General features: G+C 63.1%; 21 protein-coding genes, 1 tRNA gene and 1 pseudogene. 12 read left to right on the top strand and 11 right to left on the bottom strand.

Going from position 1 to position 25,210, the window contains the following annotated elements:
• Positions 1-14: 14 nt before the first annotated feature.
• Positions 15-1,202, bottom strand: a complete 1,188-nt coding sequence (locus ACNKFW_RS06200) for a hypothetical protein (RefSeq protein WP_147428037.1) — start codon at positions 1,200-1,202, stop codon at positions 15-17.
• A gap of 331 nt (positions 1,203-1,533) precedes the next feature.
• On the opposite strand from ACNKFW_RS06200, the gene ACNKFW_RS06195 reads away from it, so the two are divergent.
• From ACNKFW_RS06195 to ACNKFW_RS06160, 8 genes are all read left to right on the top strand, one after another.
• Positions 1,534-2,175 carry a CsbD family protein gene (locus ACNKFW_RS06195; RefSeq protein WP_407672829.1) on the top strand — a complete coding sequence of 214 codons (642 nt, stop codon included), beginning with the start codon at positions 1,534-1,536 and terminating at the stop codon, positions 2,173-2,175.
• 216 nt (positions 2,176-2,391) lie between these two features.
• Positions 2,392-4,809: an endopeptidase La gene (gene lon, locus ACNKFW_RS06190; RefSeq protein ID WP_024845058.1), complete on the top strand. Its 2,418-nt coding sequence runs from the start codon at positions 2,392-2,394 to the stop codon at positions 4,807-4,809.
• Between the two features lie 106 nt (positions 4,810-4,915).
• Positions 4,916-5,173: an HU family DNA-binding protein gene (locus ACNKFW_RS06185; protein WP_231486843.1), complete on the top strand. Its 258-nt coding sequence runs from the start codon at positions 4,916-4,918 to the stop codon at positions 5,171-5,173.
• A gap of 56 nt (positions 5,174-5,229) precedes the next feature.
• Positions 5,230-5,304, top strand: a tRNA-Val gene (locus tag ACNKFW_RS06180).
• Positions 5,305-5,631: 327 nt separating this feature from the next.
• Positions 5,632-6,096, top strand: coding sequence for an NAD(P)/FAD-dependent oxidoreductase (locus tag ACNKFW_RS06175; protein ID WP_418024826.1), 465 nt, complete (start codon positions 5,632-5,634; stop codon positions 6,094-6,096).
• Positions 6,097-6,174: 78 nt separating this feature from the next.
• On the top strand, positions 6,175-7,674 hold the full coding sequence (gene istA, locus ACNKFW_RS06170) for an IS21 family transposase (RefSeq protein ID WP_418024080.1): 1,500 nt from the start codon (positions 6,175-6,177) through the stop codon (positions 7,672-7,674).
• On the top strand, positions 7,674-8,402 hold the full coding sequence (gene istB, locus ACNKFW_RS06165) for an IS21-like element helper ATPase IstB (RefSeq protein WP_062562743.1): 729 nt from the start codon (positions 7,674-7,676) through the stop codon (positions 8,400-8,402). The genes istA and istB overlap by 1 nt, the downstream gene beginning before the upstream one ends.
• 512 nt (positions 8,403-8,914) lie before the next feature.
• The gene (locus ACNKFW_RS06160) at positions 8,915-9,037 is read left to right on the top strand and encodes a hypothetical protein (RefSeq protein ID WP_258553454.1); all 123 of its coding nucleotides are present in this window, start codon (positions 8,915-8,917) and stop codon (positions 9,035-9,037) included.
• 213 nt (positions 9,038-9,250) lie between these two features.
• On the opposite strand, the gene ACNKFW_RS06155 is transcribed toward ACNKFW_RS06160, so the two are convergent.
• A complete protein-coding gene (locus ACNKFW_RS06155; protein ID WP_028710934.1) occupies positions 9,251-9,484 on the bottom strand; it encodes a hypothetical protein in 234 nt (77 codons plus the stop codon).
• 42 nt (positions 9,485-9,526) lie between these two features.
• On the opposite strand from ACNKFW_RS06155, the gene ACNKFW_RS06150 reads away from it, so the two are divergent.
• The 4 genes from ACNKFW_RS06150 to ACNKFW_RS06135 all read left to right on the top strand — a co-directional run bounded on the left by ACNKFW_RS06150 (position 9,527) and on the right by ACNKFW_RS06135 (position 14,361).
• Positions 9,527-9,742, top strand: coding sequence for a type II toxin-antitoxin system Phd/YefM family antitoxin (locus tag ACNKFW_RS06150; protein WP_197029483.1), 216 nt, complete (start codon positions 9,527-9,529; stop codon positions 9,740-9,742).
• Positions 9,739-10,140 (top strand): type II toxin-antitoxin system VapC family toxin, encoded by a 402-nt coding sequence (locus ACNKFW_RS06145; RefSeq protein ID WP_036765849.1) that lies wholly within the window; start codon positions 9,739-9,741, stop codon positions 10,138-10,140. The genes ACNKFW_RS06150 and ACNKFW_RS06145 overlap by 4 nt, the downstream gene beginning before the upstream one ends.
• 760 nt (positions 10,141-10,900) lie before the next feature.
• Positions 10,901-11,818: a hypothetical protein gene (locus ACNKFW_RS06140; RefSeq protein ID WP_418024089.1), complete on the top strand. Its 918-nt coding sequence runs from the start codon at positions 10,901-10,903 to the stop codon at positions 11,816-11,818.
• A gap of 773 nt (positions 11,819-12,591) precedes the next feature.
• Positions 12,592-14,361, top strand: a complete 1,770-nt coding sequence (locus ACNKFW_RS06135; protein WP_244314583.1) for a recombinase family protein — start codon at positions 12,592-12,594, stop codon at positions 14,359-14,361.
• Between the two features lie 268 nt (positions 14,362-14,629).
• Here ACNKFW_RS06135 and ACNKFW_RS06130 read toward each other — a convergent pair whose 3' ends face one another.
• From ACNKFW_RS06130 to ACNKFW_RS06090, 9 genes and pseudogenes are all read right to left on the bottom strand, one after another.
• Positions 14,630-15,934, bottom strand: coding sequence for a TRAP transporter large permease (locus ACNKFW_RS06130; RefSeq protein ID WP_028710931.1), 1,305 nt, complete (start codon positions 15,932-15,934; stop codon positions 14,630-14,632).
• A gap of 5 nt (positions 15,935-15,939) precedes the next feature.
• A complete protein-coding gene (locus ACNKFW_RS06125) occupies positions 15,940-16,449 on the bottom strand; it encodes a TRAP transporter small permease (RefSeq protein WP_147428039.1) in 510 nt (169 codons plus the stop codon).
• A gap of 62 nt (positions 16,450-16,511) precedes the next feature.
• Positions 16,512-17,492: a TRAP transporter substrate-binding protein gene (locus tag ACNKFW_RS06120; protein ID WP_147428040.1), complete on the bottom strand. Its 981-nt coding sequence runs from the start codon at positions 17,490-17,492 to the stop codon at positions 16,512-16,514.
• A gap of 46 nt (positions 17,493-17,538) precedes the next feature.
• Positions 17,539-18,741 carry a pyridoxal phosphate-dependent aminotransferase gene (locus ACNKFW_RS06115; protein WP_147428041.1) on the bottom strand — a complete coding sequence of 401 codons (1,203 nt, stop codon included), beginning with the start codon at positions 18,739-18,741 and terminating at the stop codon, positions 17,539-17,541.
• A 4-nt stretch (positions 18,742-18,745) separates the two neighbouring features.
• Positions 18,746-19,516, bottom strand: coding sequence for an HpcH/HpaI aldolase family protein (locus ACNKFW_RS06110; RefSeq protein ID WP_322789442.1), 771 nt, complete (start codon positions 19,514-19,516; stop codon positions 18,746-18,748).
• Positions 19,516-21,222, bottom strand: coding sequence for a hydantoinase B/oxoprolinase family protein (locus ACNKFW_RS06105; RefSeq protein WP_147428042.1), 1,707 nt, complete (start codon positions 21,220-21,222; stop codon positions 19,516-19,518). The genes ACNKFW_RS06110 and ACNKFW_RS06105 overlap by 1 nt, the downstream gene beginning before the upstream one ends.
• Positions 21,215-23,338 carry a hydantoinase/oxoprolinase family protein gene (locus ACNKFW_RS06100; RefSeq protein ID WP_147428043.1) on the bottom strand — a complete coding sequence of 708 codons (2,124 nt, stop codon included), beginning with the start codon at positions 23,336-23,338 and terminating at the stop codon, positions 21,215-21,217. Before ACNKFW_RS06100 ends, ACNKFW_RS06105 begins: the two co-directional genes overlap by 8 nt.
• Positions 23,339-23,428: 90 nt before the next feature.
• Entirely contained in the window at positions 23,429-24,334 is a 906-nt protein-coding gene (locus tag ACNKFW_RS06095) for a LysR family transcriptional regulator (protein ID WP_147428044.1), read from the bottom strand.
• A 134-nt stretch (positions 24,335-24,468) separates the two neighbouring features.
• Positions 24,469-24,971: pseudogene (locus tag ACNKFW_RS06090) on the bottom strand (IS5 family transposase); the annotation flags it as partial.
• Between the last annotated feature and the right edge of the window lie 239 nt (positions 24,972-25,210).

Raw genomic sequence — 25,210 nt, 5'->3', positions numbered from 1 at the left:
CGCGGGTCTGGCTGCTAGCGCAGCCAGAGGCCGGCCTTCTTCAGGATCTGCCGCGTGCGGCCTTCGTTCAGCGGCAGGCGACGGTCGAACATGGGGCGGATGCGGTCCCGGCCGATGCCTTCCAGCACGATCTGGCGGGCGGGTGCCCATGCCTCGGCCAGCGGGGCCAGCCGCGGATCGCGCAGCACCGTCTCGGCCGTCTCGACGGCAAGGTCGCTTTCCCGCGCGTAAAGCAGCGGCAGGTCGCGATAATGGCAGGTCACATCACCGTCGAGCCCCGCCAGGCCGGGGCCGGGACGCCCGCCGCCAAGCGCATGGATCACCAGCGGCAGCGCCACCTGGTCCAGCAGCACGTCCAGCTTCTGGCTGGCCAGCGCCTCGCCTGGGTCGTCGCGGATGGCCAGCGCCCAATCCAGGAAGCGCCGGCCGAATTCCTGCGGGTCGGCACCGAAGAACCAGCCGGCGTTGAAATACAGGTAACGCTCCCAATGCTCGTCGGGCTGGCTGGTGTCCAGCGAGCTTTCGTAATCCAGCCCGAAACGGTCATAGAGCGATTTCCAGATCGCGCCATAGCCCGGACCGTAGAGCGGCGGCTCGGGCCAGGTCGCCGTGCGGCGCATCGAGGCCGAGGGGCGCGAGAAGTCGAAGGGCAGCCGGTCCAGCGGCCCGGTGACAAGCGTGTCGCTGTCGAAGAAGATGAAGGGTTCGCCGGGCGGCAGCACCGACAGCGCCTCGATCTTGTTGCCGAAGGGATAGCTGGCGCCGAAATGCCGGGCGGCAAAGGGCAGGATCTCGGCCCCGAAACCCAGAAGCGCCAGGCGGATCGGGGCCGGTATCCGGGTCCGCGCGCCGGCCCAGGCGCCCTCGGGGCTGGGCTCCGCGACGATCAGCCTGCCGTGCCAGCCGGGCGCGTTCCGGCGCAGGCTGGCGGCAAACAGCGCCGCCTCCATGCCCAGGCGGATGTCCTGGCCGACCAGCAGGATGTTGAAGGGGACAGCCTGCACCGGCGCGGGTGGAGCGGCCTTGGGCTTGGCTTCTGGCTTGGCCTTGGCTGCCGTCTTTCCGCGCTTTGCGGCGCGCTCGGCCTGACGCAACTGGCGCCGCGCTTCGCGCTCGGCGCGGTTGGCCGCCTGCCGCGCGGCCTGCTTGCTGATCCTGGCCGGGTCCGCGCGATCCTCGTCTTTTCCCTTGTCCTTGGCCACGTTGCACACACCCTGATTGCGAATCTTTACCGCAAAGGGTTTAGCAACAGGACAGGGTTTCATTCCAGAGGCGAATTGTATTTTCCATATTCAACCGCCATGCGACACGATGGAATAAACCGGAAACGGAAACACGCCTGAATTGCATCAAATACGGAAATTCATCGGAAAACCTCACCAAAAAGGCAGGTTCCCGCTCAACGGCTTTCATTGCAGGGTTACTTCAGCCGTTGAACGATTTCCGCTTTTACAGGTACGGCAAGACCGGGTGAGACGTGGGCACCGTGCTCATCCGGTCGCTCTTTCCCGAATTTGGCATCAAGCTTAGGACTTGTCGATCTTTTCGGTAAATCCACGGCGCTTTTCCGCCGATATGCTGGTGCAGGTTTATCCGATCCCGCGCTGCACAACCGGATGCGTCACCGGACGTGTCGGGATCGTTCCGCGCACCGACGCGACGCCGCCCCCCGCGATCCGCCAGCAGGCCATAAGAGTCGTGCATATCCCGATGGTTGAAGCACCGCGCCGTGGCCCGCGCATGATTGTCCCAGCGGCCGGAGGCGTCGCCGTGCTCGTTGTCCAGGCCAAGGCAGGCTGCCGCCTGTCGCCCTGCCCGGCCATTCCCATATCGATCCGCCTTGCCGGAAAACGGCCGCGCTTCGACATCCACGACGGGAATCACGGGGGATCTCCGGCCCGGTGCGGGAACCTCTGCCATGGAACGGTCGTTCAATTCCCACATGCGGACACAAACCGCTCGAAAGGAGTAGCGATGAACTGGGATATCATCGAAGGCAAATGGAACCAGCTCAAGGGCAGCATCCGCGAGAAATGGGGCGACCTGACCGATGACGAGTTGACCGAAGTCGCGGGCAAGAAGGACAAGCTTGCCGGCAAGTTGCAGGAGAAATACGGCTGGACCAAGGAAAAGGCCGACGAGCAGATCGACCATTTCTTCCGCGACAAGACCTGACCTTCCCCTCGCCTTTCCAGGTCGGACGACCGCCAGGGCCTCCGGTTCGCGCCGGGGGCCCCTTTTCTTGCCGCAAACCCGGCCGCGCGCGGGAACAAAATGCGAACCAATCCCCCATTGAACCTCTTGCGCCGGCTTCCTATCTTGTCTGCCAGCAGGGGGCGCAGACTGCCTGTCTTTAGGGGTTGCGCCTCTTGGCGAGAAAGGACTGATTCCATGAACGAATTCGCCCAAACCACCCATCCGGTCCTGCCCTTGCGGGACATCGTGGTGTTTCCGCACATGATCGTGCCGCTGTTCGTCGGGCGCGAGAAATCGGTGCGGGCGCTCGAGGCCGTGATGGAGCAGGACCGCCCGATCCTTCTCGCTGCCCAGAAGGATGCCGCGGTCGACGAGCCCGCCGCCGAGGGGATTTTCCGCACCGGCGTTCTGGCCAATGTGCTGCAACTCCTGAAACTGCCCGACGGGACCGTCAAGGTTCTGGTCGAGGGGCGCGAGCGCGTCAGCATCACGGATTTCGTCCCCAATGACGCCTATTTCGAAGCCCGCTGCGAGTTGCTGCCCGAAGAGCCGGGCGACGAGGAGACGCTGGCCGCCTTGACCCGTGCTGTGGCCGAGGAGTTCGAGCGTTACGTCAAGGTGCGCAAGAACATCCCCGAGGAGGTCGTCTCGGCCGTGGCCGAGGCGCGCGATTCCACCCGCCTGGCCGATCTGGTCAGCGGCCATCTTGGCATCGCGCTGGACAAGAAGCAGGAACTGCTGGAAACCCTGGTGACGGCCGAGCGGCTGGAAAAGGTCTATGGCCTGATGCAGGGCGAGATGTCGGTGCTGCAGGTCGAGAAGAAGATCAAGTCCCGCGTCAAGACGCAGATGGAGAAGACCCAGCGCGAATACTATCTGAATGAGCAGATGAAGGCCATTCAGAAGGAGCTGGGCGACGGCGAGGACGGCTCGAACGAGATCACCGAGCTGGAGGAAAAGATCGCCGCGACCAAGTTCAGCAAGGAGGCCCGCGAAAAGGCCGAGGCCGAGCTGAAGAAGCTGAAGTCGATGTCGCCGATGTCGGCCGAGGCCACGGTCAGCCGCAACTATCTGGACTGGCTGCTGTCGCTGCCCTGGGGCGTCAAGTCGCGCATCCGCAAGGATCTGGGCAAGGCCGAGGAGGTGCTGGACGCCGATCACTACGGCCTGGAAAAGGTCAAGGAGCGGATCGTCGAATACCTGGCGGTGCAGAACCGCTCGACCAAGCTCAAGGGGCCGATCCTGTGCCTCGTCGGGCCTCCGGGCGTCGGCAAGACCTCTCTGGGCCGTTCGGTGGCGCGGGCCACGGGGCGCGAGTTCATCCGCATCAGCCTTGGCGGGGTGCGTGATGAAAGTGAAATCCGCGGCCACCGCCGGACCTATATCGGCTCGATGCCCGGCAAGATCATCCAGGCGCTGAAAAAGGCCAAGACCACGAATCCGCTGATCCTGCTCGACGAGATCGACAAGATGGGCCAGGATTTCCGCGGCGACCCGGCCTCGGCCATGCTCGAGGTGCTGGATCCCGAACAGAACGCGAGTTTCGTGGACCACTATCTTGAGGTGGAATACGACCTGTCGAACGTGATGTTCGTGACCACGGCCAACAGCTACAACATGCCGGGCCCCCTGCTCGACCGGATGGAGATCATCCCGCTGGCAGGCTATACCGAGGACGAGAAGCGCGAGATCGCGCGCCAGCACCTGCTGCCCAAGCAGATCAAGGCGAACGGGCTGCGCAAGGGCGAGTTCGCGGTCAGCGACGAGGCCCTGACCCATGTGATCCGCTACTACACCCGCGAGGCGGGCGTGCGGTCGCTGGAGCGCGAGATCGCCAAGCTGGCCCGCAAGGCCGTAACCGAGATCCTCAAGGGCAAGGTCAAGTCGGTCGAGGTCACGCCCGAGAAGGCCGAGGAGTACCTGGGCGTGCGCCGCTATCGCTATGGCCTGGCCGAACAGGACGACCAGGTCGGCGTGGTGACGGGCCTGGCCTGGACCCAGGTCGGCGGCGATCTGCTGCAGATCGAGGCGCTGAAGCTGCCCGGCAAAGGCCGCATGAAGACGACCGGCAAGCTGGGCGAGGTGATGAAGGAATCGATCGACGCCGCATCCTCCTTCGTCCGCTCGATCAGCCCCGAACTGGGGGTGAAGCCGCCGAAATTCGAGAAGGTGGACATCCATGTCCACGTCCCCGAAGGCGCGACGCCCAAGGACGGTCCTTCGGCGGGCATCGCCATGGTGACCTCGATCGTCTCGGTGCTGACGCAGATCCCGGTCCGCAAGGACGTGGCCATGACCGGCGAGGTCACGCTGCGCGGCAACGTGCTGGCCATCGGCGGGCTCAAGGAAAAGCTGCTGGCGGCGCTGCGCGGCGGCATCAAGACCGTGCTGATCCCGGCCGATAACGAAAAGGATCTGGCCGAGATCCCGGCCAACGTCAAGGAAGGGCTGAAGATCATCCCGGTCAGCCATGTGCGCGAGGTGCTGCAGCAGGCGCTGGTGCGGATGCCCGAGCCCATCGAATGGGACGAGGCCGCCGAGGAGGCGGCCGAGGCCAGCCGGTTGGCCGCGACCCGCGACCAGGGCAGCGGCGGCGCGGCGGTCGCCCATTGACATTTGACCGCGCGGGCCATCCCGCGCGGTTTTTTTCTTGACCGAGGCTCCAGCAGAAAGGAGTTCGCTCATGGCAAGATCGGAGGGAAAGCCGAGAAGGGAAAGCATGGCCGAGCCGGAGCCGGCAAGGGTTCTGCAAAAGCGGCAGCTTCTGGCCCAGGTCGCGCGCCGGACCGGGCTGCGCAACAGCGAGGTCAAGGCCGTCGTCGAGGCCACCCTGGCCGAGCTGGACGAGGCCATCGCCGCCGGCATGACGCTGGCGCTGCCGCCGCTGGGCCGGGCACGGATCAGCCGGCGCAACGACAGTTCGGGCGGCGAGGTCATCACCCTGCGCCTGCGCCGCCGCACGACGGGCGAGGCGTGATTTTTCCGCCAAAGCCTCTTGCGGCCCGCCGCGGCTGCGGCTATCTAGCGCGCATCGGGCGATTAGCTCAGCGGTAGAGCGCTTCGTTCACATCGAAGATGTCAGCGGTTCAAATCCGTTATCGCCCACCATTATTTTCAACGACTTAGGCCAGCGCATACGAAGCGCGCCTAAGTCGATTGAACCCTTCCCTGCGGACGCAATCACAGAACTCGCGCAATTCAGCGCGCGATTCTCCACGCCCCACCACAGCCATCCTCTCTGCTGCTGTGGTCGGGGTGGCGTGGTCAATGTCATGGTCCGAGAAGGCGCGCCACGAGCCGCCATGCTCTTGCCGAGGCCCGAAGCGCAGGTGATCACCGCAATAGTGGGCAGCATCTGGGCATAGGTCATGGCGGTGGTCAGTTCCCGGGCCACGCGCGTCTGAAGAAAGCCGGGCGCCTGAGGGCGATCACCACATCCTCGACTACGCCAAACAGCTCGACCAACTGGGCGAAGCCTACCGGCTGCTGGACCACGCCGAGATCGCGGAAGTGACCGGCTCGCAGGCGTTCAGCTCGGCGATCTTCATGCCGGGCACGGCCATCGTCCAACCCGCCGCCTATATCCGCGGGCTGGCCGATGCGCTTGCCGGCAAGGTGACGCTTTACGAGCAGTCGCCGGCGATGTCCTTCGAGCCCAAGGGCAATGGCTGGCGGGTCGAGACGCCCGGCGGGTCGGTCGCGGCGGGGCGGATCGTCCTGGCCAATAACGGCTATGCCGAGCGCTTCGGCTTCTTCCGCGGCCGGCTCATGCATGTCTATACCTATGCCTCGATGACCGAGTCTTTCTCGCCGAACCGCCTCGGCGGGCTCAGGGACTGGGCGGCGACGCCGTCCTCGCCTGTTGAGCGGCGTGGAATAAGGACCCCGCTTCTGGGGTGATCGGCGTCCAAAAGGGACCCCACCGACCGGGGGTTGGGTCCATTGTGCTTCCGAGGATTATCGGAGGCCGAGCGCGGGATGCTGATCGTGGAGACAATCGCAAAAATCAGGCGGCTGCATTTTACCGAGGGCAAGGGGATCAAGACGATCTGCCGCGACCTGAAGCTGTCGAAGAAGGTGGTGCGCAAGGTGATCCGCACCGGGATAACGGAGTTCACCTACACCCGGACGGTTCAGCCACGCCCGAAGCTGGGCGCCTGGCTTGAGGAACTGAGCCGGCTGTTGGCGATCAACGCGGCTCGTGGGCGCCGGGAACGCCTGACGCTGATCCAGATCTACGAGGAACTGCGCGGCCTTGGCTATGAAGGCGGGTATGATGCGGTCCGCCGCTACGCCTCGGTCTGGGCGCGCACTCAAAGCTCCGGTGCCTCGTCCGCCTTCGTGCCGCTGAGTTTTGCCCCCGGCGAAGCCTATCAGTTCGACTGGAGCCACGAGGTTGTCCTGATCGATGGGGCGACCACCACGATCAAGGTGGCCCATGTTCGCCTGTGCCACAGCCGGATGTTCTTCGTGCGGGCCTATCCGCGCGAGACGCAGGAGATGGTGTTCGATGCCCATGATCGGGCTTTCGCCTTCTTCAAGGGCACCTGCACCCGCGGGATCTACGACAACATGAAGACGGCGGTGGAGACCATCTTTGTCGGCAAGGAGCGCCTCTACAATCGTCGGTTCCTGCAGATGGCCAGCCACTATCTGGTCGAGCCCGTCGCCTGCACCCCGGCCTCGGGCTGGGAGAAGGGTCAGGTGGAGAGCCAGGTCGGCACGGTTCGCCAACGGTTCTTCTCACCCCGGGTCAGGGTCAAGAGCTACGAGGAACTGAATGCCTGGCTGCTGGACAAGTGCATCGCCTCGGCCAGGAGCAGCAAGCATCCGGAGTTGACGGACAAGACCATCTGGGAAGTCTTTCAGGAAGAACGCCCGCACCTCGTCCCTTATGCCGGGCGCTTCGACGGCTTCCACTCGCTGCCTGCGGCGGTATCGAAGACCTGCCTCGTGCGGTTCGACAACAACAAATACTCTGTCGCGGCAACGGCTGTCGGGCGGCCGGTCGAGATCAGGGCCTATGCGGAACGGATCGAGATCCGGCAGGAAGGGCGGCTGGTCGGGGACCATCCCCGTCACTTCGGGCGGGACCGGACAATCTACAATCCCTGGCACTATGTGCCTGTCCTGCTTCGCAAACCCGGGGCGCTGCGCAATGGCGCACCGTTCAAGGACTGGGTTCTGCCCGGCGCCCTCGAGCAGATCCGTCGCAAGCTGCAGGGCTCCTCGGACGGTGACCGCCAGATGGTGAAGATCCTCGGCGCCGTGCTGACGGAGGGAGTTCCCGCCGTGCAGAAGGCCTGCGCCGAAGCGCTCTCGCAGGGCGTCCACTCCGCCGATGTGATCCTCAACATCCTGTCCCGCAGGTGCGACCCGGAGCCGCCACCCTTGCTGCTCACCTCTCCGGCCTTGCGCCTGACCCATGAACCGGTGGCCGACTGTGCCCGCTATGACCTGCTGCGGAGGGCCGGCTGATGGATCGTGCAGAGATCATGGCAGCGATGGGCGAGCTGAAGCTCTACGGCATGCGCGCCGCTTACGACGAACTCATGGCGGTGGCTGTGCGCCGCCAGCACGAACCCCGCCAGATCGTCGGAGATCTTCTGGCCGCCGAGATCAACGAGAAGAAGGCGCGCTCGGTCAAATACCAGATCACCACCGCCAAGCTGCCCTATGCCCGGGAGATCGAGGAGTTCACCTTCGATGATACGCCGATCAACGAGACGCTGGTGCGCGACCTGGCCAGCGGGGAATTCCTCAGCCAGCAGCGCAATGTCGTGCTGGTCGGCGGCACCGGGACCGGCAAGACCCATATCTCCGTGGCGATCGCGCGCGCCGTCATCCGCAACGGCGCTCGCGGCCGCTTCTTCAACGTTGTGGACCTCGTGAACAGGCTGGAGGCCGAGGGCCGTGCAGGGCGGGCCGGCCGGCTGGCCGAGCATCTCATGCGGCTCGACTTCGTCATTCTCGATGAACTCGGATATCTGCCATTCGCGCAGTCCGGCGGCCAGTTGTTGTTCCATCTGATCAGCAAGCTCTACGAGCAGACTTCCGTCATCGTCACCACCAACCTCGCATTCGGAGAGTGGCCGACCGTCTTCGGAGACGCGAAGATGACCACCGCGCTGCTCGATCGTCTCACCCACCACTGCGACATCGTCGAAACCGGCAACGACAGCTGGCGCATCAAAACAAGAGCCTGACCGCCCTCCAAAACGCAGGCCCGCGTCGGCTGCGCCAGCTGAAAAGCTACGCCGCCACGGGCCTGCTCACCACATCGCCAGAGGGGTCCCTTTTGGACGCCGATAAGGGGGCACCATTCAACGCCGATTGACAGTCCTGGGCACCACACGGCCCGAGCGCATCGCCGAGGCAGCGGCAGGCTCGGACATCCCGCTTACCCGCGCTGAGTGGTACGGGCTGATCCAGGCAGCCGGTCACAATGTCCCGTGACCGCTGAACCGTAACGCTCGAAGGGCGGTGGGTTCGAGGTGACGAGGTTTCGCGAGGCGATCTCGTAGGTACCGGCCGCATCGTCGATAGCTGGACGCTCTGTGTGGAGCCTGACGACGGGCTAGCAAACTATAGCGACCGGATGATCGGCACGTACAACTTCTCCATATCCGATGCGGTCGGCCATAAGCCAAGCGATTATTCGCTTTGCCTTTTGCGGTAAGCGCTTCCTCCAACCGACCAAACCGAAATCGGCAGCATCATGATCGACACCTACTCCTCCACCGCCGCCAGTTTTACTGCCGAACTTCTGCACCCTGATGCTGCCGGGGTGCCGATTTTTGGATCGTTCACGCACCGTCGAAAAGTATCACTCATGAAATAAACTCATAACAGCATGCAACCTGCATGCCCTAAACCTTCTAGATTCTTTAAGGTATAGTTCAATCATAGCGTGTTTCTTTTTTTTATCGTCAGCCTCCCTATCGATACCGCGACCGCCTTTGTTGCCAGACAACGACAATTCGACACCGGATCAGCGTGCAGAGACCAGGGGCCGTGTATCAGGAACTCAAGCCAGCAAGCCGTCCTCACCCCGTCAGAACGGCGCGATCTGCTGGAAATCCTCGAGGACCGGGGCCCATGCCGCATCGGCGTTGGCCAAGAGCGTCAACCCGGTCCCGCCGCCAAGTGCCATGCGCAACGCGCCGTCAGCCCCACCTCCGATCAGCACGCCGCTGACCGCTTGGTAGCCCCTACGGTAAATGTTGATGAATCCAAGGAAGCGTCTCGATAGGCGCTGCCTGTTGACTTTTACGCCGACATGGACCATATGTTGGTCCATGTTCCGTGGAGGTTCGTCATGACAGTGCAAATGAATATTGCCGAGGCCAAGGCCAGGCTCTCCGAGCTTGTCGCGGCGGCGGAAAATGGCGAAGAAGTGATCCTTGCCCGCAGCGGGCGCGCCGTTGTGCGGATCGTTCCGGTCGCCAGTCGCCGTTTCCGAATCGGAATGATGGACGGCATGGTGGAAAAGATTCCGGACTTCCTTGAGCCGATGTCCGAGGAGGAGCTGCGGCTTTGGGAGTGAACGCAATCCTTATCGACACCCATACCTTTGTCTGGGCGTTATACAAATCCAACGACCTCAGCGCCACGGCCAGAGAGGCAATCGAAAGCGCGGGAGAGGTCTATGTGCCGCCCTGCTCATTTCACGAGATCGCAATGAAGCATCGGGCGGGAAAGTGGCCGCTGCCAGACGCTGACGTTCGACTCCTGCCTCAGCTCTTGAGCAGACAAGGCGGTCTAGTGGCGCCATATACTGCTGCGATGGCTATGCTCGCGGGGGCGCTTGACTGGGAACACCGCGACCCCTTCGACCGCATGATCGCGGCAACAGCCATCGAGATGGCCTGCCCACTGGTCTCAAAGGATGCAGCCTTCGATGGGCTCGACGAGTCTACCGGATGGAAGGAAAGAATCTGGTGAAGCGCCAAACAAAATATTGATAAAGGATAAATTCTTCCCAGCACCATTGATTCTGCCGATCGTAGCCTCACTTTTGGGACGGCCCTTGGCATCGAACGGATCCGGCCGGACGACGAACTGGTCGCACAAGGGATTGCAGTAGAGGTTGACGATGAAGGGACCGGCAGTCTCTGGAAAACCACACTTCCGTTCCGTCGAAGATTTCCTCGGGAGTTGAATGGCGGCACTGCCCCTCTAACTCCTTGTTTTGAGGCGTTGAGAGCCGGCAGCAAAGTGGCGGCTCTCCCGAGATTCAACATTTATCGTAGGAGCTGGGGTGACGCCCGCCCCACTCGATGGCGCGTCACCCTGTCGAACCAGCCTCTCACGAACAAAAATCCAAAAACAAAAACGGCGCTCCCTGCGGCGGGCACCGCCCGCCGCCCAACACCATTCTCCCTAAAGAATAAAGAAAGAGAAGAAAAAACCAAAAGACAAAAGACCCAGGAAAGCCTCTGGTAATTCGGCCCACAGCGCAACAGTTCAAAAAGAGAAAGATCAGGCACAAAAAAACAAAGAGATACGGCACGCCAGAAGCAAATCGTCGGCATCCCCCCGGAACTCGAAGATCCCGAGGCGGCATACGCTGCCCGCCCCGCAGATCCGATTATCCCCGGACATTGTCTTGAACCCCTGACAATCTGCTCATGCGACATGGAAGGCCGCCATTGATGTCCTGAACCATATCTCCCGGATATTCCCCCAGACGAGGAAACCAGCCATGATCCACCATCCAAATCCAGCGACCTGGATCCCTCTGGTGATCCACCTCATCGAAGCCAACCTGCCTGTCCTCGATCGCAAGGGCGAGGAATGGGACCACATGTTCACCTCCGCCTATCAGTTCGGCTGTGATGCGCTGATCGCCCTCGGCCAGGCCGAGGAAACCGGGCGCGGAGCCCGGCCGCTGGCTCACCCCCGGCTGCCGGAGATCCTGCCGAGATGGGACGATATCTGCGTCACCGTCCTCAGCCTCGCCCATCAATGCGGGCTTCTCTCTTACAGACTGCCCGACGGGCGCGAATCCCCCGAGGCCGCCGCATGGTGGGGCCGGCACGAGGACGAGATCATGCCGCCCCCGAACATCATCGCCGCGCATGGGCTTGGCCCGGCCCGGGGCGCCCCAGAGGTGCTGCCGGTGCTGCGCGCGCTTGGCCTGGTCGAAGCCGACCGATGGACCGCAGCCGCGGAGCCGTTGCTCTGGCGCAAGGAGCCGCCGGAATGGGATCTCGACATTAGCGCCGATCCGCGCTTCCGGCAGGCGCTGGACCGGACCATCATCGAGATGCCCGCAGGCATCCGCCACGAGTTGGACCGGCTGGTGAACATCACCGAGGCGGACGTGACCGAGGGGATGATCCGCCGCGCGGCCCATCAGGAGGGGCTGCGCGCGCAACACGGTGCCAACCGGGTGATCTGCCTGCCGCTCACCCGGGAATCCGTGCAACAGGGGCTGGTCTTCCTGCGGATCCATGAGCTGGACTGGCTGTTTTTCTCGAGCTGGCGGCTGCCGGATGGCTGGCTCTCCCCGCCAGAGCGGAAACGGGCCATGGAGATCTTCCACGACAGCCTCGCCATCCGCATGCGCAGGGCCGTCGTCGCGCAACTCTACCCGGACCTGCCGGAGTTTTCCGGGTGAGGGCCCGATGATCCGCAAGGCGTCTATGACCATCGCATCACTGCATCCTTGCGCGGAAGTGCCGCCATTTCAGAGAGTGCGCAGGACAAGCCCCGACGCCCCGGCTGATCCGCGTTCACAGGGATCGCAGGACGGAAATCCGGACCGACAACAACGCACTCCCGCTATGGCCCGTCCCCAAGGTTCCATGAGATCAAGAGGCAGAGCCAAGCCAGGTCACGCGTCCTGTCCTGTAAAATCCGGATAATTCGCACCCGATGTTTCGTTGCGCCCAGGCTCTCTCCGCGCCCGACCCAAGATAGGACAGCTCGCCCCCATGGCGGGCTCCTGCCATCTCCGGCTCACCCCCCTGAAGAGTGAGATTTCCGTATTTCCCGGTGGTTATCCATATTCATGCGACCCGAGAACCGTGTTTCCCGCTTAGAGAGCCTATCCCATGCCCTATGATCATCTGAGCAGCAGCGGGCGCAGCCCCGCCCAGGATCATCATCAGCAAACGCCGGTGGGCCCTGCCCTCCGGCGCAGGGAGCAGCTTGGCCCATGGCGCGAGACCGGAGAGATATTGCCGACAGGGAGGGCGCCGCGCGGACGGCGGACTCCGTTTCGGCACCTCCGGCCGACAAACCCTTGCCGGGAACCGGCAACCCGCGCAGCATCACGACCAGCTGCTTGCCCTCGTCCGGGCGCTGGCCCGCGATGCCGCACAAGCCGATCACGCTGTAGAACGCGGCGCCCCTGACGATTGACCTGCCCCTCCGCACGGAGATCCGCCCATGACCCTGCGCGCCGTCATCTACGCCCGCTACTCCTCCGACCTGCAATCGGCCTCGTCGATCGAGGACCAGTCCCGGCTCTGCCGCGAGCGCACCGCCCGCGCCGGCTGGCAGATCGTGGGCAGCTACGAGGATGCCGCCACCTCCGGCGCCTCGCTGATGCGTCCCGGCATCCAGCGCCTGCAACAGGATGCCCGCGAGCGGCGCTTCGACGTCGTGATCTCGGAAGTTCTCGACCGGCTGTCGCGCAACCAGACCGATATCGCGGCGCTCTACCAGAACCTCACCTTTGCCGGCGTGACCATCGAGACCCTGGCCGAGGGCCGCATCGACGAGATGCATATCGGCCTGAAAGGCACGATGAACGCCCTGTTCCTGAAGGATCTCGCCGCCAAGACCCGCCGCGGTCTGCGCGGCCGCGTCGAGAAAGGCAAATCCGGCGGCGGCAATGCCTTCGGCTATACGGTGCTGCGCAGCCTGACCGAGGACGGCGAGATCAGGCGCGGTGACCGCCAGATCAATGAGGACGAGGCCGCCATCGTGCGGCGCATCTTCCATGCCTACGCCGAAGGGATGTCGCCGAACCGGATTGCCGACCAGTTGAATCGCGAAGGCATCCCCGGCCCCCGCGGCCGGGCCTGGGACAAATCCACCATCCACGGCAATCCCAAGCGCGGGACCGGCATTCTGAACAATGAGATCTACGTTGGGTGTTTGGTCTGGAACCGGCAGTCCTTCGTGAAGGACCCCGCCACCGGCAAGCGCCAGGCCCGCCCGAATCCGGAAGCCGAATGGATCGTCACCGAGGTTCCGGAACTGAGGATCATCGACCAGTCCCTCTGGGACCGGGTCAAGAACCGCCAAGAGGGCCGCAAGATCGAACAGACCGACCGAGAGGCCTGGGAACGGCGCAAGCCGCGCTTCCTGCTCACCGGCCTGGTCAAATGCGGCTGCTGTGGTGGCGGCTTCTCGACCATCGGCAAGGACCGCTTCGGCTGCTCGAACTCGCGCAACAAGGGCAAGTCGGTCTGCACGAACCGCACCGGTATCACCCGCCAGGATCTGGAGGGCCGGATCCTGACCATCCTCTCCGAGCGGCTGATGGACCCGGAACTGGTGAAGGTCTTCGCCGAGGAGTACATCGCCGAACGCAATCGCCTGGCCGCCGCCCATGTCGATGACCGCGCGGTCAAGGAGAAGGAACTGGCGAAGGTGATCAAGGAACAGGATGCGTTGGTGAACGCGCTGCTCTCCGGCCTGCCGCCCGAGCGCATCAAGGCCAAGATGGAACAGCTCGAGACCCGCCAGAAGCAGATCGAGAAAGACCTCGCCACCGCCCCTGCCGCGAACGCGACCCTGCGGATCCACCCGAAGATGGCCGAAACCTATCACGACCGCATCCGCGCGATGATCGCCGCCCTTTCCGTGCCGGATCACGAATCTGAAGCCCGCGAGGCGATCCGGGCTCTGATCGAGAAGATCGTGGCGACGCCGGTCCCAACCAAGGGCAAGCGGATGCGCCTCGAACTGGTGCTGCACGGCGATCTGGCGGGCATTCTGGCGCTGAGCCTGAACGCGGATCGGCTGACCGGACAGAAAAAAACCTCCTGCGAACAGGAGGTTGTAGAAAGTGCAGGATTTCTGGTTGCGGGGGGCGCGCAACTACCGAGACCAACACTCACTCGAAGTCATTGTATAGAAAGAGATAATAGCCTTTCGGCCACTCTTCGTAAGCGCAAGAACCAAACTCGAACATGGGAAGAGCCGTGACTGGCCCCCATCGCTTGACCCTAGCACAAAAAAATCAGCGCTACCCAGCATGCCACAGACAAAGGCGGGAAACGCCGTCTGCAAAATCATTCCTCGCGCGTGGGGAGCAGAAACCACAGCAAATATCCCCCACGGCAAAGAAGCAAGAGTTCCACCGCCCAGCGTGGCCGTCAGGAGTGTCAGCCTTCTCCGGTTGCCAAGAACCACTAGCCAGCCTCTCTGGCGCATCTGAAGCACGTCGGGGCAAGATCGATTGGGCCTGGAACGGTTAGGAATACATCAGATCAGGCAGAAAGGTCACCAGCGCCGGAAACAGCCAGAACAGCACGATCGCCGCAAGCAGCAGCAGCAGGAACGGTAAGGTATCGCGCGCGATCTCGCCGATCCCCTTGCCTGTCATCGACTTCAGCACGATCAGGTTGAACCCGACCGGCGGCGTGATCTGGGCACATTCGATCACGATGACCGAAAATATCCCGAACCAGATCAGGTCGATCCCCGCCGCCTGAACCATCGGCAATACTACTGACGCTGACAGAACGAGGATCGAAATCCCCTCCAGAAAGCAGCCAAGCACCAGAAAGAACAGCGTCAGCACAAGGATCAGCATTGCCGGCGACAATTGCAGGCTGTCGACCCATGCAGCGGTCACCCGCGGGATATCGGCAAAGCCGACCGCGATGGACAGGCATGCGGCGCAGGCGATAATGAATGAGATCATGCACGATATCCGCGTCGCAGCCCGAAGGCTGTCGACGAACATCCGGCGGCTCATCGTTCGGTTGATCACCGACAAGATGAAGGCGCCGGCAATGCCGATGGTGGCGGCCTCGGTCGGGGTTGCAAAGCCGCGATAGATCGAGCCAATGATGGCCACGATCAGCAGCACGACCGGGATTAGGCCGCGCGCCTCGCGAAGCTTTTGCGCCAGCGTCATCGGCGGCAGCGCCCGGCCACGCCTGTCGGGGTTCAGCATCGCCCACAGCGCGATATAGCTCGAGAACAGCAAGATCAGCACCAGTCCCGGCACGATCCCGGCGACGAACAGCCGGGCGACCGATTGCTGGGCGACGACGCCGTAGACGATCATGATGATCGAGGGCGGGATTAGCAGACCAAAGGTGCCGGCCCCGGCCAGTGAGCCGACCATCATCCCCGGATCATAGCCGCGTTCGCGCAGTTCGGGGATGGTCATGCGTCCGACCGTGGCACAGGTCACTGCGGAGGACCCCGCGACCGCCGCCATCACCCCGCATCCGGCGATGTTGACGTGCAGAAGCCCGCCCGGCAGGCGACCGAACCATGGCGCGAGGCCCCGGAACAGGCTTGCCGACAGACCCGCGCGCATCAGGATCTCGCCCATCCAGATGAACAGCGGCAGCGCCGTCAGCGCCCAGTTCCAACTTGCGTCCCACAGGGTCGAGGACAGGATCGACCCGGCATCCACCGGGGTAAAGAACGCAAACATCACCACCGACACGGCCAGAAGCGACAAGGCGATCCACACGCCGCTGCCCAGAAACAGCGCCAGGCTCAGCACCAGCACCAGGACAGAAAGACCAACCGTTTCCATGTCGCTTACTCCCCGGTGCTGTCGATATTGGCTTCATAGCCCGGCGTCCTGCCGGCCCAGACCAGCGTCGCCTGCTCGATGATGCCAAGGCACATCACAGCAAGCCCAAAGCTGATCGCGGCCTGTGGAAGCCATAGCGGCATGGCCAGCATCCCGGGGCTGAGCTCGCCAAAGCGCCAGGTCTCGAGCGCGAACAGGAAGGTGTGCAGCGCCGCGTAGGCGGTGATCAGGGCCGCGATCGCGCAGCACCATAGCTGAAACCAGCGATAGACCGAGGGGGAGCAAAGCTGGGCGATGATCTCGACGCGGACATGGCCGCCATTCACGAAAGTATAGGCCAGCCCCAGAAACGTCGACGCCGCCAGGAAAAAGCCCGACAGCTCGGTGGTCTCGATCGGCATTCCCAACTGGCGGCCGACGACCTGGCATAATGTGGCGACGGCGATCCCGGCCAGAAATGTCGCGGCAGCATAGCCGCAGAAAAGATACAGTCTGTGAAGAATTGCGCGGACCATCTGTGCTCCCCCTCAGGATGGAAATGCAACCGGGCGACAGCCCGGCCGCGTCGGTGAAAGCTTCAGTTCCCCGATGCCAGATAAGCGTCGAGCACCTCCACCTCGTCGGACGAGGCCTCGGCCCTCCATTCCTCGGCCATCTGTTCACCGATCTTCGACAGTTTTTCCTGCAGCTCGGGCGAGGCCGGGGTGACGGTGATCCCGCGCTTCGACAACGCCTTGACCTGAGCTTCGCCGGCCTGCTCGCTCAAGGCCCAGGCGGTTTCAGTGGCTTTTTCACCGGCGGCAATCACTACCTGCTGCATCTCTTCGGGAAGGCGGGACAGGGCGCGATTGTTGACGATAATGGCGTTCTTGTTGAACATCGTGCCGGTATAGGTGAAATGCGAGGCATAGTCCCATGCCTGGATATCCACCCCGGTCTGGGCCGAGGTGAACATCGCCTCGATCAGCCCGGTCGAGAAAGCCTGCGGAATCTCGGCAAAGGGCAGGATCGTGGTTTCAAAGCCTAAAAGTTCCCCCATGCGCTGCGTCGCGGGGGAATAGATGCGCAGCTTGACGTCCTTGAACTCGGACCCGTCCGTCACGGGGAACTTGGTGTAGAACCCCTGTCCCGGCCAGGGCAGATAGCTGAGAATTGTCATGCCCGAGGCGCCGAATTCCTTGTCGAACCACGGTTTCTGCACGTCGGTCAGACGCTTCTCGGCCTGATAGTCATTGGCAAGGTTCGGCACGCTGTCCAGGATATACATCGGGCTTTCATTGCCATAGACGCCGAAGCGGATTTCACCCAGTTGAATCTGCCCCGACTGCACGGCGCGGCGGATGGCATCCAGTTTGATCAGTTCACCGTTCGGGCGCAGGTCTATCTTGACCTCGCCATTGGTGCCCGCCTCGACATCGGCGATGAACTGGCGGATCGTCTTAGTAAAGAAGCTGTCTTCGGGATAGCCCGAGGCCATCACCCATTTGGTCTCGGCCTGAGCGGCCGAGGCAAGGCAGGTCAGGGCGAGGGCTGCGCCCAGTCTGGTGATCGCATTCATATCGGATACTCCTCTGTCGGGTGGTTATATTTATTTCATGACGACATCAGGCGGGTGCGTGCGGCGCGGCGCTGGCGGCGCGAAACGTCGCGGCGGCCTGCGCGATCCGGCGCATGGCGTCGTCCAGAACCCCGGTCGCGCATGCGGTCGAAATCCTGAAATGCCCCGGCATTTCGTAGACGCTGCCGGGCACGGCCGCAACGCCGGCATTGTCCAGCAAATGGCGCACGAAGGCCTCGTCATCGCCGGTCAGGGCCGAACAATCGATTAGCGCGTAAAAAGCGCCATCCGGCCGCACCAGCGTCAGATCGGCAATGCCGGCAACCGCCGACACCACCAGATCGCGCCGTTCCCGGAAGGTCGCCACAAACTGCGCCACGCTGTCCTGAGGGCCGTGCAGTGCCGCCGCCGCCGCCGCCTGCGCGACGCTGCAGGCCCCCGACGAGATCTGCGATTGCACCGTGGTCATTGACCGGATCAGCGCCGCCGGCCCGGCCCCGTAACCGATGCGCCAGCCCGTCATCGCATAGGCCTTGCTGACGCCGTTCACGGTCAGGATGCGGTCGGCCAGATCGGGGCAGGTCGCGGCAAAGGCGACATGCGGATGGCGGCCGAAATGGATGTGTTCGTAAATTTCGTCCGACAAGATCGCGACATGCGGATGACGCGCGAGAACGCTCCCCAAGGCCCGCAATTCGTCGGCGTCATAGACCGTGCCGGTCGGGTTCGATGGCGCATTCAGGATCAGCCAGCGCGTGCGCGGACCGATCGCCGCCTCAAGATCCTCGGGCCGCAAGCGGAAGCCGTCCTTGGCGCGGCACGCGACGACCTTTCGGCGCCCGCCTAGCAGCGCGATGATGTTGCGATAGGCGTCGAAATAAGGCGCGCAGAGGATCACCTCGTCGCCCGGTGTCAGCGTGGCCATCAGCGCGTCGAAGATGACCTGCTTGGCACCATTCGACACGATGATCTGCTCGTCGCTGAACTCCAGCGCGTTGTCGCGGGCGAATTTCGCGCGGATTGCGGATTTTAATGCAGCCGTCCCGCTGGTCGGCGGATAGCGCGTCTGGCCGTCACGGGCCGCTTGCATGGCCGCTTCGATGATATGGGGCGGCGTGTCGAAATCCGGCTCGCCCAGCCCCAGGTCGATCACGTCCTTGCCCGAGGCGCGTAACTTCTTGGCGCGCAGGCTGATCGTGGCCGAGGCCGAGGGGCAGACGGATTTCAGATATTCGGTGGTGAATTTCACTGGATCATTCCCTCATCTTGCGCGCCAGTGCATCGGCGCCGCGCGCCAGAATGCCGGTATCGACGCCGCAGGCGACGAAACTGAAACCTTCCTCGGCGATCAGGCGGCGGGCGAAGTCGACATCCGACACCAGCGTGCCGACCGGCACGCTTGCGGCGATCAGGCGTCGCGCGGCCGGCAGCACAGTGTCCCAGACATCGGCATGCATCGGCTGACCAAGCCGGCCAAGATCGGCGGCGATATCGGCCGGCCCAAAGAAGACGCCATCGACGCCATCGGTCCGGCCGATGGCGTCGACCTGCAGGATCGCGGCGCGGGTCTCGACCTGCACCAGAACGGCGGTCTCCTCTTCGACATGGGCCAGATAGTCGGGGATGCGACCGAAATCATTGGCCCTTGTGGTGCTGCTGAATCCGCGGATGCCGTGCGGCGGATAACGCGTTGCGCGAACCGCCGCCTCGGCTTCGGCCGGGGACTGGACCATGGGAAACAGCAGTCCCGGCGGGCCGATATCCATCAGCCGCTTGACCTTGACCGCATCGTTCCAGTCCGGCCGCACGATTGGCACCGTCCGGCGCCCCGAAAAGGCCTGAAGCTGACTCAGCACGGTGCCGATCTCGCTTGGGGAATGCTCGGTATCCAGCAGCACCCAGTCGAAATCCGCCCCCGCGACGATCTCGGCCGCCAGCCCCGAGCAAAGCGTAATCCACAGGCCGATCTGCGGTTGACCACTACGAATCGCTGCCAGAAACGGATTCTTGCGCATTACGGTCATCAGAACACTTCTCCCAGACGTGCGCTTGCGGTGATCACGGCAATCTCGTCATCGGCAAGCCCGTAGTGATCCCGCGCGAAGGCTGGGCTGATATAGCCAAGCGCAAGGTCACGGCGCACCAGCTCCTGCGGGCGTTCGGCGGGCGGGCCATATCCGGCGCCACCGGGCAGTCCCAGCATCACCTTGCGGCCGTGGGGCATGAACTGCTTGCCCTTGCACTTCATGGCTTGGCCATCGTCGCGCCCAATGGTCATCGGCGCACCGTTGCCGCCGCCGCGCCGCCCGCGGGCGGGATGGTCCACCCGGTCGAACATGGCCTGAAAGTCGAACTCGTGCCCGTCGCGGGCGCCGACCTCCATCAACTGGCCAAGGCCGCCGCGGAAGCGCCCGGCGCCGCCGGAATCGGGCCGCAGTTCCTTGCGCCAGAAGATCACCGGTCCGACTTGCTCAGTGGCCTCGACCGGCATGGTCATCACGCCCGAGGGAAAAGCCGTCGCATTCATCCCGTCAAGGCGGGGGCGCGCGCCCGAACCACCCGAGTTGAAGGCCAGCACCTCGGCGCGGCGGGTCCCTGCAGGTGCCGGCACATCGCTGCGCGGCCTGACCGAGACCTGAAAATTGCACAGGCAGCCCGCGCCCTCGGCGTGGACGGTGTCGGGCAAAAGCTGGTCCAGCGCACCATAGATGGTGTCGGGCAGCATATGGCCGATCACATGGCGCAAGCTGACCGGCGCGGGATGCAGCGCGTTGACGATGCTGTTTTCCGGCGCGATGATCTCGAACGGAGCCAGCGAGGCCGCGTTATTGGGGATTTCAGGCGCGATGGCGCATTTCAACGCGTAGCAGGTATAGGCCTTGGTATAGACCAGCGGCACGTTGATGCCCTTGCGGTCGATCCCCGAGGTTCCTGCCCAATCCGCGACGATCCGGTCCTTTTCGATCAAGATCTTAACCCGCAGGTCGATGGGCTGATCATAGCCGTCGATCTGCATTTCGCCGCTGGCGCTGCCCATGGGCAGGGCGTTGATCCGCTCGAGCGTCGCGCGGCGCGAGTTTTCAAGGATGAAGCGAGAGATCCCGGCCAGATCGGACAGGCCGAACTCCTCGATCATGCCGATCAGGCGGCGATGGCCGACTTCGTTGCAGGTCGCCAGGGCATAGATGTCGCCGACCAGTTGATCGGGTTCGCGGACATTGCTGCGAATGATGCGGATCAGAGTGTGGTCGATCGCCCCGCGTTCGGCCAGCTTCATGATCGGCAGATACAACCCCTCTTCATAGACCGAGTTGCCATCCGCGCCAAAGCCGCGCCCGCCGATGTCCACGATATGGGCGGTGCAGGCAAAGAAGCCAACCAGACGACCCTGATGAAACGACGGCGATACCACGGTGATGTCATGCAGGTGGCCGGTGCCCTCCCATGGGTCGTTGGTGATGTAGACATCGCCTTCCAAGATGTTCTCGCGGCCGATCCGGCGGATGAAATGCGGCACCGCATCGGCCATGGCGTTCACATGGCCCGGCGTACCGGTAACGGCCTGCGCCAGCATCTCGCCCGTCTCGTTATAGACGCCGGCCGACAGATCACCTGCCTCGCGGACGCTGGTCGAGAAGGCGGTGCGCACCAGTGCCTGCGCTTGCTCCTCGACAACCGAGATCAGGCGGTTCCACATCACTTGATAGGCGACTTTTCCGATCTCAGACATTGGCGGTTTCCTTTCGGGCGGCTGGCGCAGCGGCGGCGCTGGCGTTGATGGTGATATCCAGACAGCCGTCAGACTGCGCGATCAGGCTGCGGCTGGCGGGCAGGACCAGCGTCGTTTCCTCTTCGATGACGACGGCCGGGCCATCGACGCGCTGGCCATCTGCAAGCGCGTCGCGCAGGACCGCGGCGGCATCTGTCATCCGCCCAAGCGCTGCGTCAAAAAGCTGGCGGCGACCGCTGACCTTGGCCGGGCCGGCCGGCGCGGGGGGCACGACCGGATGAACCGGGGCTGGGGGCGTGAAGGCATTGACCGACCAGACGACGATCTCGACTTGCAGCCCCTCGACCGGGCGGCCGAACAGCTTGCCATATTCCGCCTCGAACAGACCAAGAAGGGTCTGCGCGTCGGGCGCGGCAGCCTGTTCGGGTGTCAGGACGACAGGAATTTCCCAACCCTGCCCGGAATAGCGCATATAGGCCTTGTATTCGGTCAGGATATCGGCCGAGCCATCGCAGCCCCGGACGAAACTGATCGCCTCTTGCTCCATGTCCGCAAACAGTGCCTTGACCGCAGCCACATCGAAATCATCGATCTTCATGAAGGATGAGCGCGTCGCCTCAAAGCTGAAGGGCGCGCGCAGAAATCCGATGGCCGAGCCGACGCCCGCGCCTTGCGGGATCAGGCAGCGCGCGATCCCCAGCTTTTCGCACAGGCGACCGGCATGCAGGGGCGCCGCACCGCCAAAAGCGATCATCGTGTATTCGCTGAGGTCCTCACCATTCTCGACGGCATGGACGCGGGCGGCATTCGCCATGTTTTCGTCAACCACCTCGGCCAGACCCCAGGCGGCTTCGATCACCGGCATTGACAGCCGCTGACCCAGATCGCGGTCCAGCGCGGCCTCGGAATTCGCGGGATACAGCTTGATCGTACCGGCGGCGAAATTCTCGGGGTCCAGCTTGCCCAGCACCAGATCGGCATCGGTCACCGCCGGGCGCTGGCCGCCGCGCCCGTAACAGGCGGGCCCCGGCTCGGAGCCGGCGCTTTCCGGTCCGACCCGGATCTGGTTCATCGAGTCGACATGCGCCAGACTGCCGCCGCCGGCACCGATCTCGACCATGTCGATGACCGGAATCGAGATCGGCATTCCCGACCCTTTCTTGAAGCGATAACTGCGCGCCACTTCGAAGACACGGGCGGTCTTGGGCATGCTATTTTTGATCAAGCAGATCTTGGCTGTGGTCCCGCCCATGTCAAAGCTCAGCACCTTGTCCAAACCGTGCCGCGCAGCGATGTCGGCGGCAAAGACGGCGCCGCCCGCCGGGCCAGATTCGACCAGCCGCACCGGGAATTCAGCGGCCGTGTCGATGTCGATGACGCCGCCGCCGGAGTGCATCAGAAAGACCGGGCAATCGGCGCCCTCGTCGCGCAGGCGCTGCGCCAGCCGACCTAGATAGGATTTCATCAGCGGCTTGATATAGGCGTTGGCAATGGTGGTGTTGAAACGCTCGTATTCGCGCATCTGCGGCGAGACCTCGCAGGACAGCGAGATCATCACATCGGGCAGTTTCCGCGACAGGATCCCGGCGATCCGGCGTTCATGCGCGTCGTTGACATAGGCATGCAGCAGGCCGATGGCCACGCTGTCATAGTCGCCTTCGGCGAGCGTCGCCGCCAGCGCCTCGACCTCAGCCTCGTCCAGAGGGATCAGCACATTGCCATCGGCATCCATGCGCTCGGCTACGGTATAGCGGCGGTTTCGCGGCAGCAGCGGCTCGGGCAGGACAAGGTTCAGGTCATATTGTTCGAACCGGCTTTCGGTACGCATCTCGATGACATCGCGAAAGCCTTGGGTCGTGATCAGCGCCGTTTTGGCCCCGCGCCGCTCGATCAGGGCATTGGTGGCCAGGGTCGTGCCGTGGATAATCTGTCTAATCTCTTGCGGCGCGATGCTGGCCTTGGCACAGACCCGGTGCATCCCTTCGATGATCGCATCCTCGGGTGCAGCATAGGTCGTCAAGACCTTGGTGGAGTGTCGCGCGCCGCCCGTTTCCAGCACCACATCGGTGAAGGTCCCGCCGATATCGACGCCGAGTCGTGTCTTGCTGTTCGCCATCGCTTCCTCGCATGTCAGCTTTGAACCGAGGCTAGGGGCGGCGCAGGATATTAAAAAATTGTTTGTTTTTATTTATAGTATGCAATTTTCTTATTCTATGCTCGCCCTGGGTGGAAACAGCCGATGCGCGATGGCCACCGCCTCGCTCAGATAGGGCGGCGCGGGATCTACGAGATAGCGCGCGAAAAACGCAAGATTTTCAGGACGCCAAGCGTAATCGACGCAGATCAGCCGCTGTTCGGAAAGCGCCTCGTCCAGCATGGCGGCGGGCAGACAAGCGACACCAAGACCGTCCAGCGCCATTTGCAGGCAACTGCCCATATAGGAGGAAGAAACCAGCCGCACCGGCTGGTTGATGCTTTGAAAATGTGCCGCGATCTGCTGATAGGCGCGCGAATTTCGCGAATGTGTGAGAATCGCGTGGCTGGCAAGTTCCTTTGCCCCGACGGTACCTTTTCGAAACCCAAGATCCGGCGAGGCCACCCAATAATGCGTGGTCTGTCCCAGTTCCACGGACTGGCGTGCCACACGATCGAACGGCGCGTTCTGCAAGGTCAGGTCCAGATCGCGATCGAACAGCGCCCGGCTGAGATTCGCGCTCATGTCGATGGTCAGGTCCACATCGATCTGCGGGAAACGTACCTTCATCTCACGCAGGAACTGCCGCAGCCAAGAATGCGCAACCATCTCACTGATGCCAAGCCGCAGAATACCCTGAAACTTCGTCTCGTCACCAGTCGCAACCACGAAGGTATCTGCGGCCGCGATGAGCGCCCGCGCCGGTTCCAGAAGCGCCTGCCCGCGGGGCGTCAGCTGCACCGATCCGGCATCACGCTCCATCAGTCGATGACCAATCTGGTCCTCAAGCTGCGCGATCCTGTTTGAAATGTTTGGCTGCGTCGTCGCCAGACGTTCAGCGGCACGGCGAAATGTGCCCTGATCGGCAACCTCCAGGAAAGCTTCGATGTGTTTCAGATTGAACCTGTAGCGGGACATATTCTGTTCTCCGATATACCACGCTATCCGTGCAGCTGATCGTCACGACTGAGACAAATTGTGGCAGTCGTCAAAAGAAATCAAAGATTTTCTCTGTCGGTAGCTTCGCCCCGGGTCATCTATGCTACCTTGTCGCTCGAGGTGAACTCCACCGCGCAGATGTCACCGCTGGCCGTGTCCATCGCCAGATGCGCCTTGCAATACTGGCGCCGACGGTGTGTACCATGCTTGCGTGCCAGCCATTCTCCATCGCCGAGAAACTTGATCCCCGTGCTGTCCACCAACAGGTTCAGCGGCCCTGACACACGGCGGGTCGTGATCTGCACCTCCATGGTCTGCTGCCGACGGCTCAGGGTAGAGGAGTCAGGCGCGGGCCAATCCAGCCCCGCCATCGACAGGATGCTCTCCACCATCCTGTCGTTTTCCGAAGCAGCAGCCCGAACAGAACCTTCATCGTCAGGCAAAACTGGATAGCAGCATCGCTGAACACCGGAGGACGGCCATTGCGACCAGCCTTCGGGGCAAGCCACGTCCTGTCCTTGTCCAGCCAGGCCAGAAAAGAGCCTCGTCGCCTCAGCGCAGCGTTGTAGCTCTTCCTGTTCGTCGTGCGGTAGCGGGCAGGATCAGGCTTCGTCATGACAGAAGACTAACCGCGTGGATTCCTGATCGGAATCCGGATGGAACGAAGCTTTTCAGCAACGCCCTTGCGATTGGTCGAAGGGCAGATCCCAAAGCTCGCAGCTTGATTTACCTGTTATTCTTCACCGAAACCCTCTTACATGTCAGATCCGCGGCGCGTTCACCTCCGCCGCAGGGCTGGGCCGCGCTATTCAGCAATGTCCATCCTTGCCAATGGGGCGGTCCCCCGCATCATAG

The sequence above is a fragment of the Paracoccus sp. TD-10 genome (assembly GCF_048270675.1).
In the GTDB taxonomy this organism is placed as follows: domain Bacteria; phylum Pseudomonadota; class Alphaproteobacteria; order Rhodobacterales; family Rhodobacteraceae; genus Paracoccus; species Paracoccus pantotrophus.
This window is presented reverse-complemented; position numbering and strand designations above follow the sequence as displayed.

Coding starts and splice junctions, on each gene's coding strand:
- ACNKFW_RS06135 (WP_244314583.1), top strand. CDS start 12,592: ATGACCCTGCGCGCCGTCATCTACGCCCGCTACTCCTCCGACCTGCAA.
- lon (WP_024845058.1), top strand. CDS start 2,392: ATGAACGAATTCGCCCAAACCACCCATCCGGTCCTGCCCTTGCGGGAC.
- ACNKFW_RS06130 (WP_028710931.1), bottom strand. CDS start 15,934: ATGGAAACGGTTGGTCTTTCTGTCCTGGTGCTGGTGCTGAGCCTGGCG.
- ACNKFW_RS06140 (WP_418024089.1), top strand. CDS start 10,901: ATGATCCACCATCCAAATCCAGCGACCTGGATCCCTCTGGTGATCCAC.
- ACNKFW_RS06160 (WP_258553454.1), top strand. CDS start 8,915: ATGATCGACACCTACTCCTCCACCGCCGCCAGTTTTACTGCCGAACTT.
- ACNKFW_RS06095 (WP_147428044.1), bottom strand. CDS start 24,334: ATGTCCCGCTACAGGTTCAATCTGAAACACATCGAAGCTTTCCTGGAG.
- ACNKFW_RS06120 (WP_147428040.1), bottom strand. CDS start 17,492: ATGAATGCGATCACCAGACTGGGCGCAGCCCTCGCCCTGACCTGCCTT.
- ACNKFW_RS06100 (WP_147428043.1), bottom strand. CDS start 23,338: ATGGCGAACAGCAAGACACGACTCGGCGTCGATATCGGCGGGACCTTC.
- ACNKFW_RS06155 (WP_028710934.1), bottom strand. CDS start 9,484: ATGGTCCATGTCGGCGTAAAAGTCAACAGGCAGCGCCTATCGAGACGC.
- istA (WP_418024080.1), top strand. CDS start 6,175: ATGCTGATCGTGGAGACAATCGCAAAAATCAGGCGGCTGCATTTTACC.
- ACNKFW_RS06185 (WP_231486843.1), top strand. CDS start 4,916: ATGGCCGAGCCGGAGCCGGCAAGGGTTCTGCAAAAGCGGCAGCTTCTG.
- ACNKFW_RS06150 (WP_197029483.1), top strand. CDS start 9,527: ATGAATATTGCCGAGGCCAAGGCCAGGCTCTCCGAGCTTGTCGCGGCG.
- ACNKFW_RS06110 (WP_322789442.1), bottom strand. CDS start 19,516: ATGACCGTAATGCGCAAGAATCCGTTTCTGGCAGCGATTCGTAGTGGT.
- ACNKFW_RS06125 (WP_147428039.1), bottom strand. CDS start 16,449: ATGGTCCGCGCAATTCTTCACAGACTGTATCTTTTCTGCGGCTATGCT.
- istB (WP_062562743.1), top strand. CDS start 7,674: ATGGATCGTGCAGAGATCATGGCAGCGATGGGCGAGCTGAAGCTCTAC.
- ACNKFW_RS06105 (WP_147428042.1), bottom strand. CDS start 21,222: ATGTCTGAGATCGGAAAAGTCGCCTATCAAGTGATGTGGAACCGCCTG.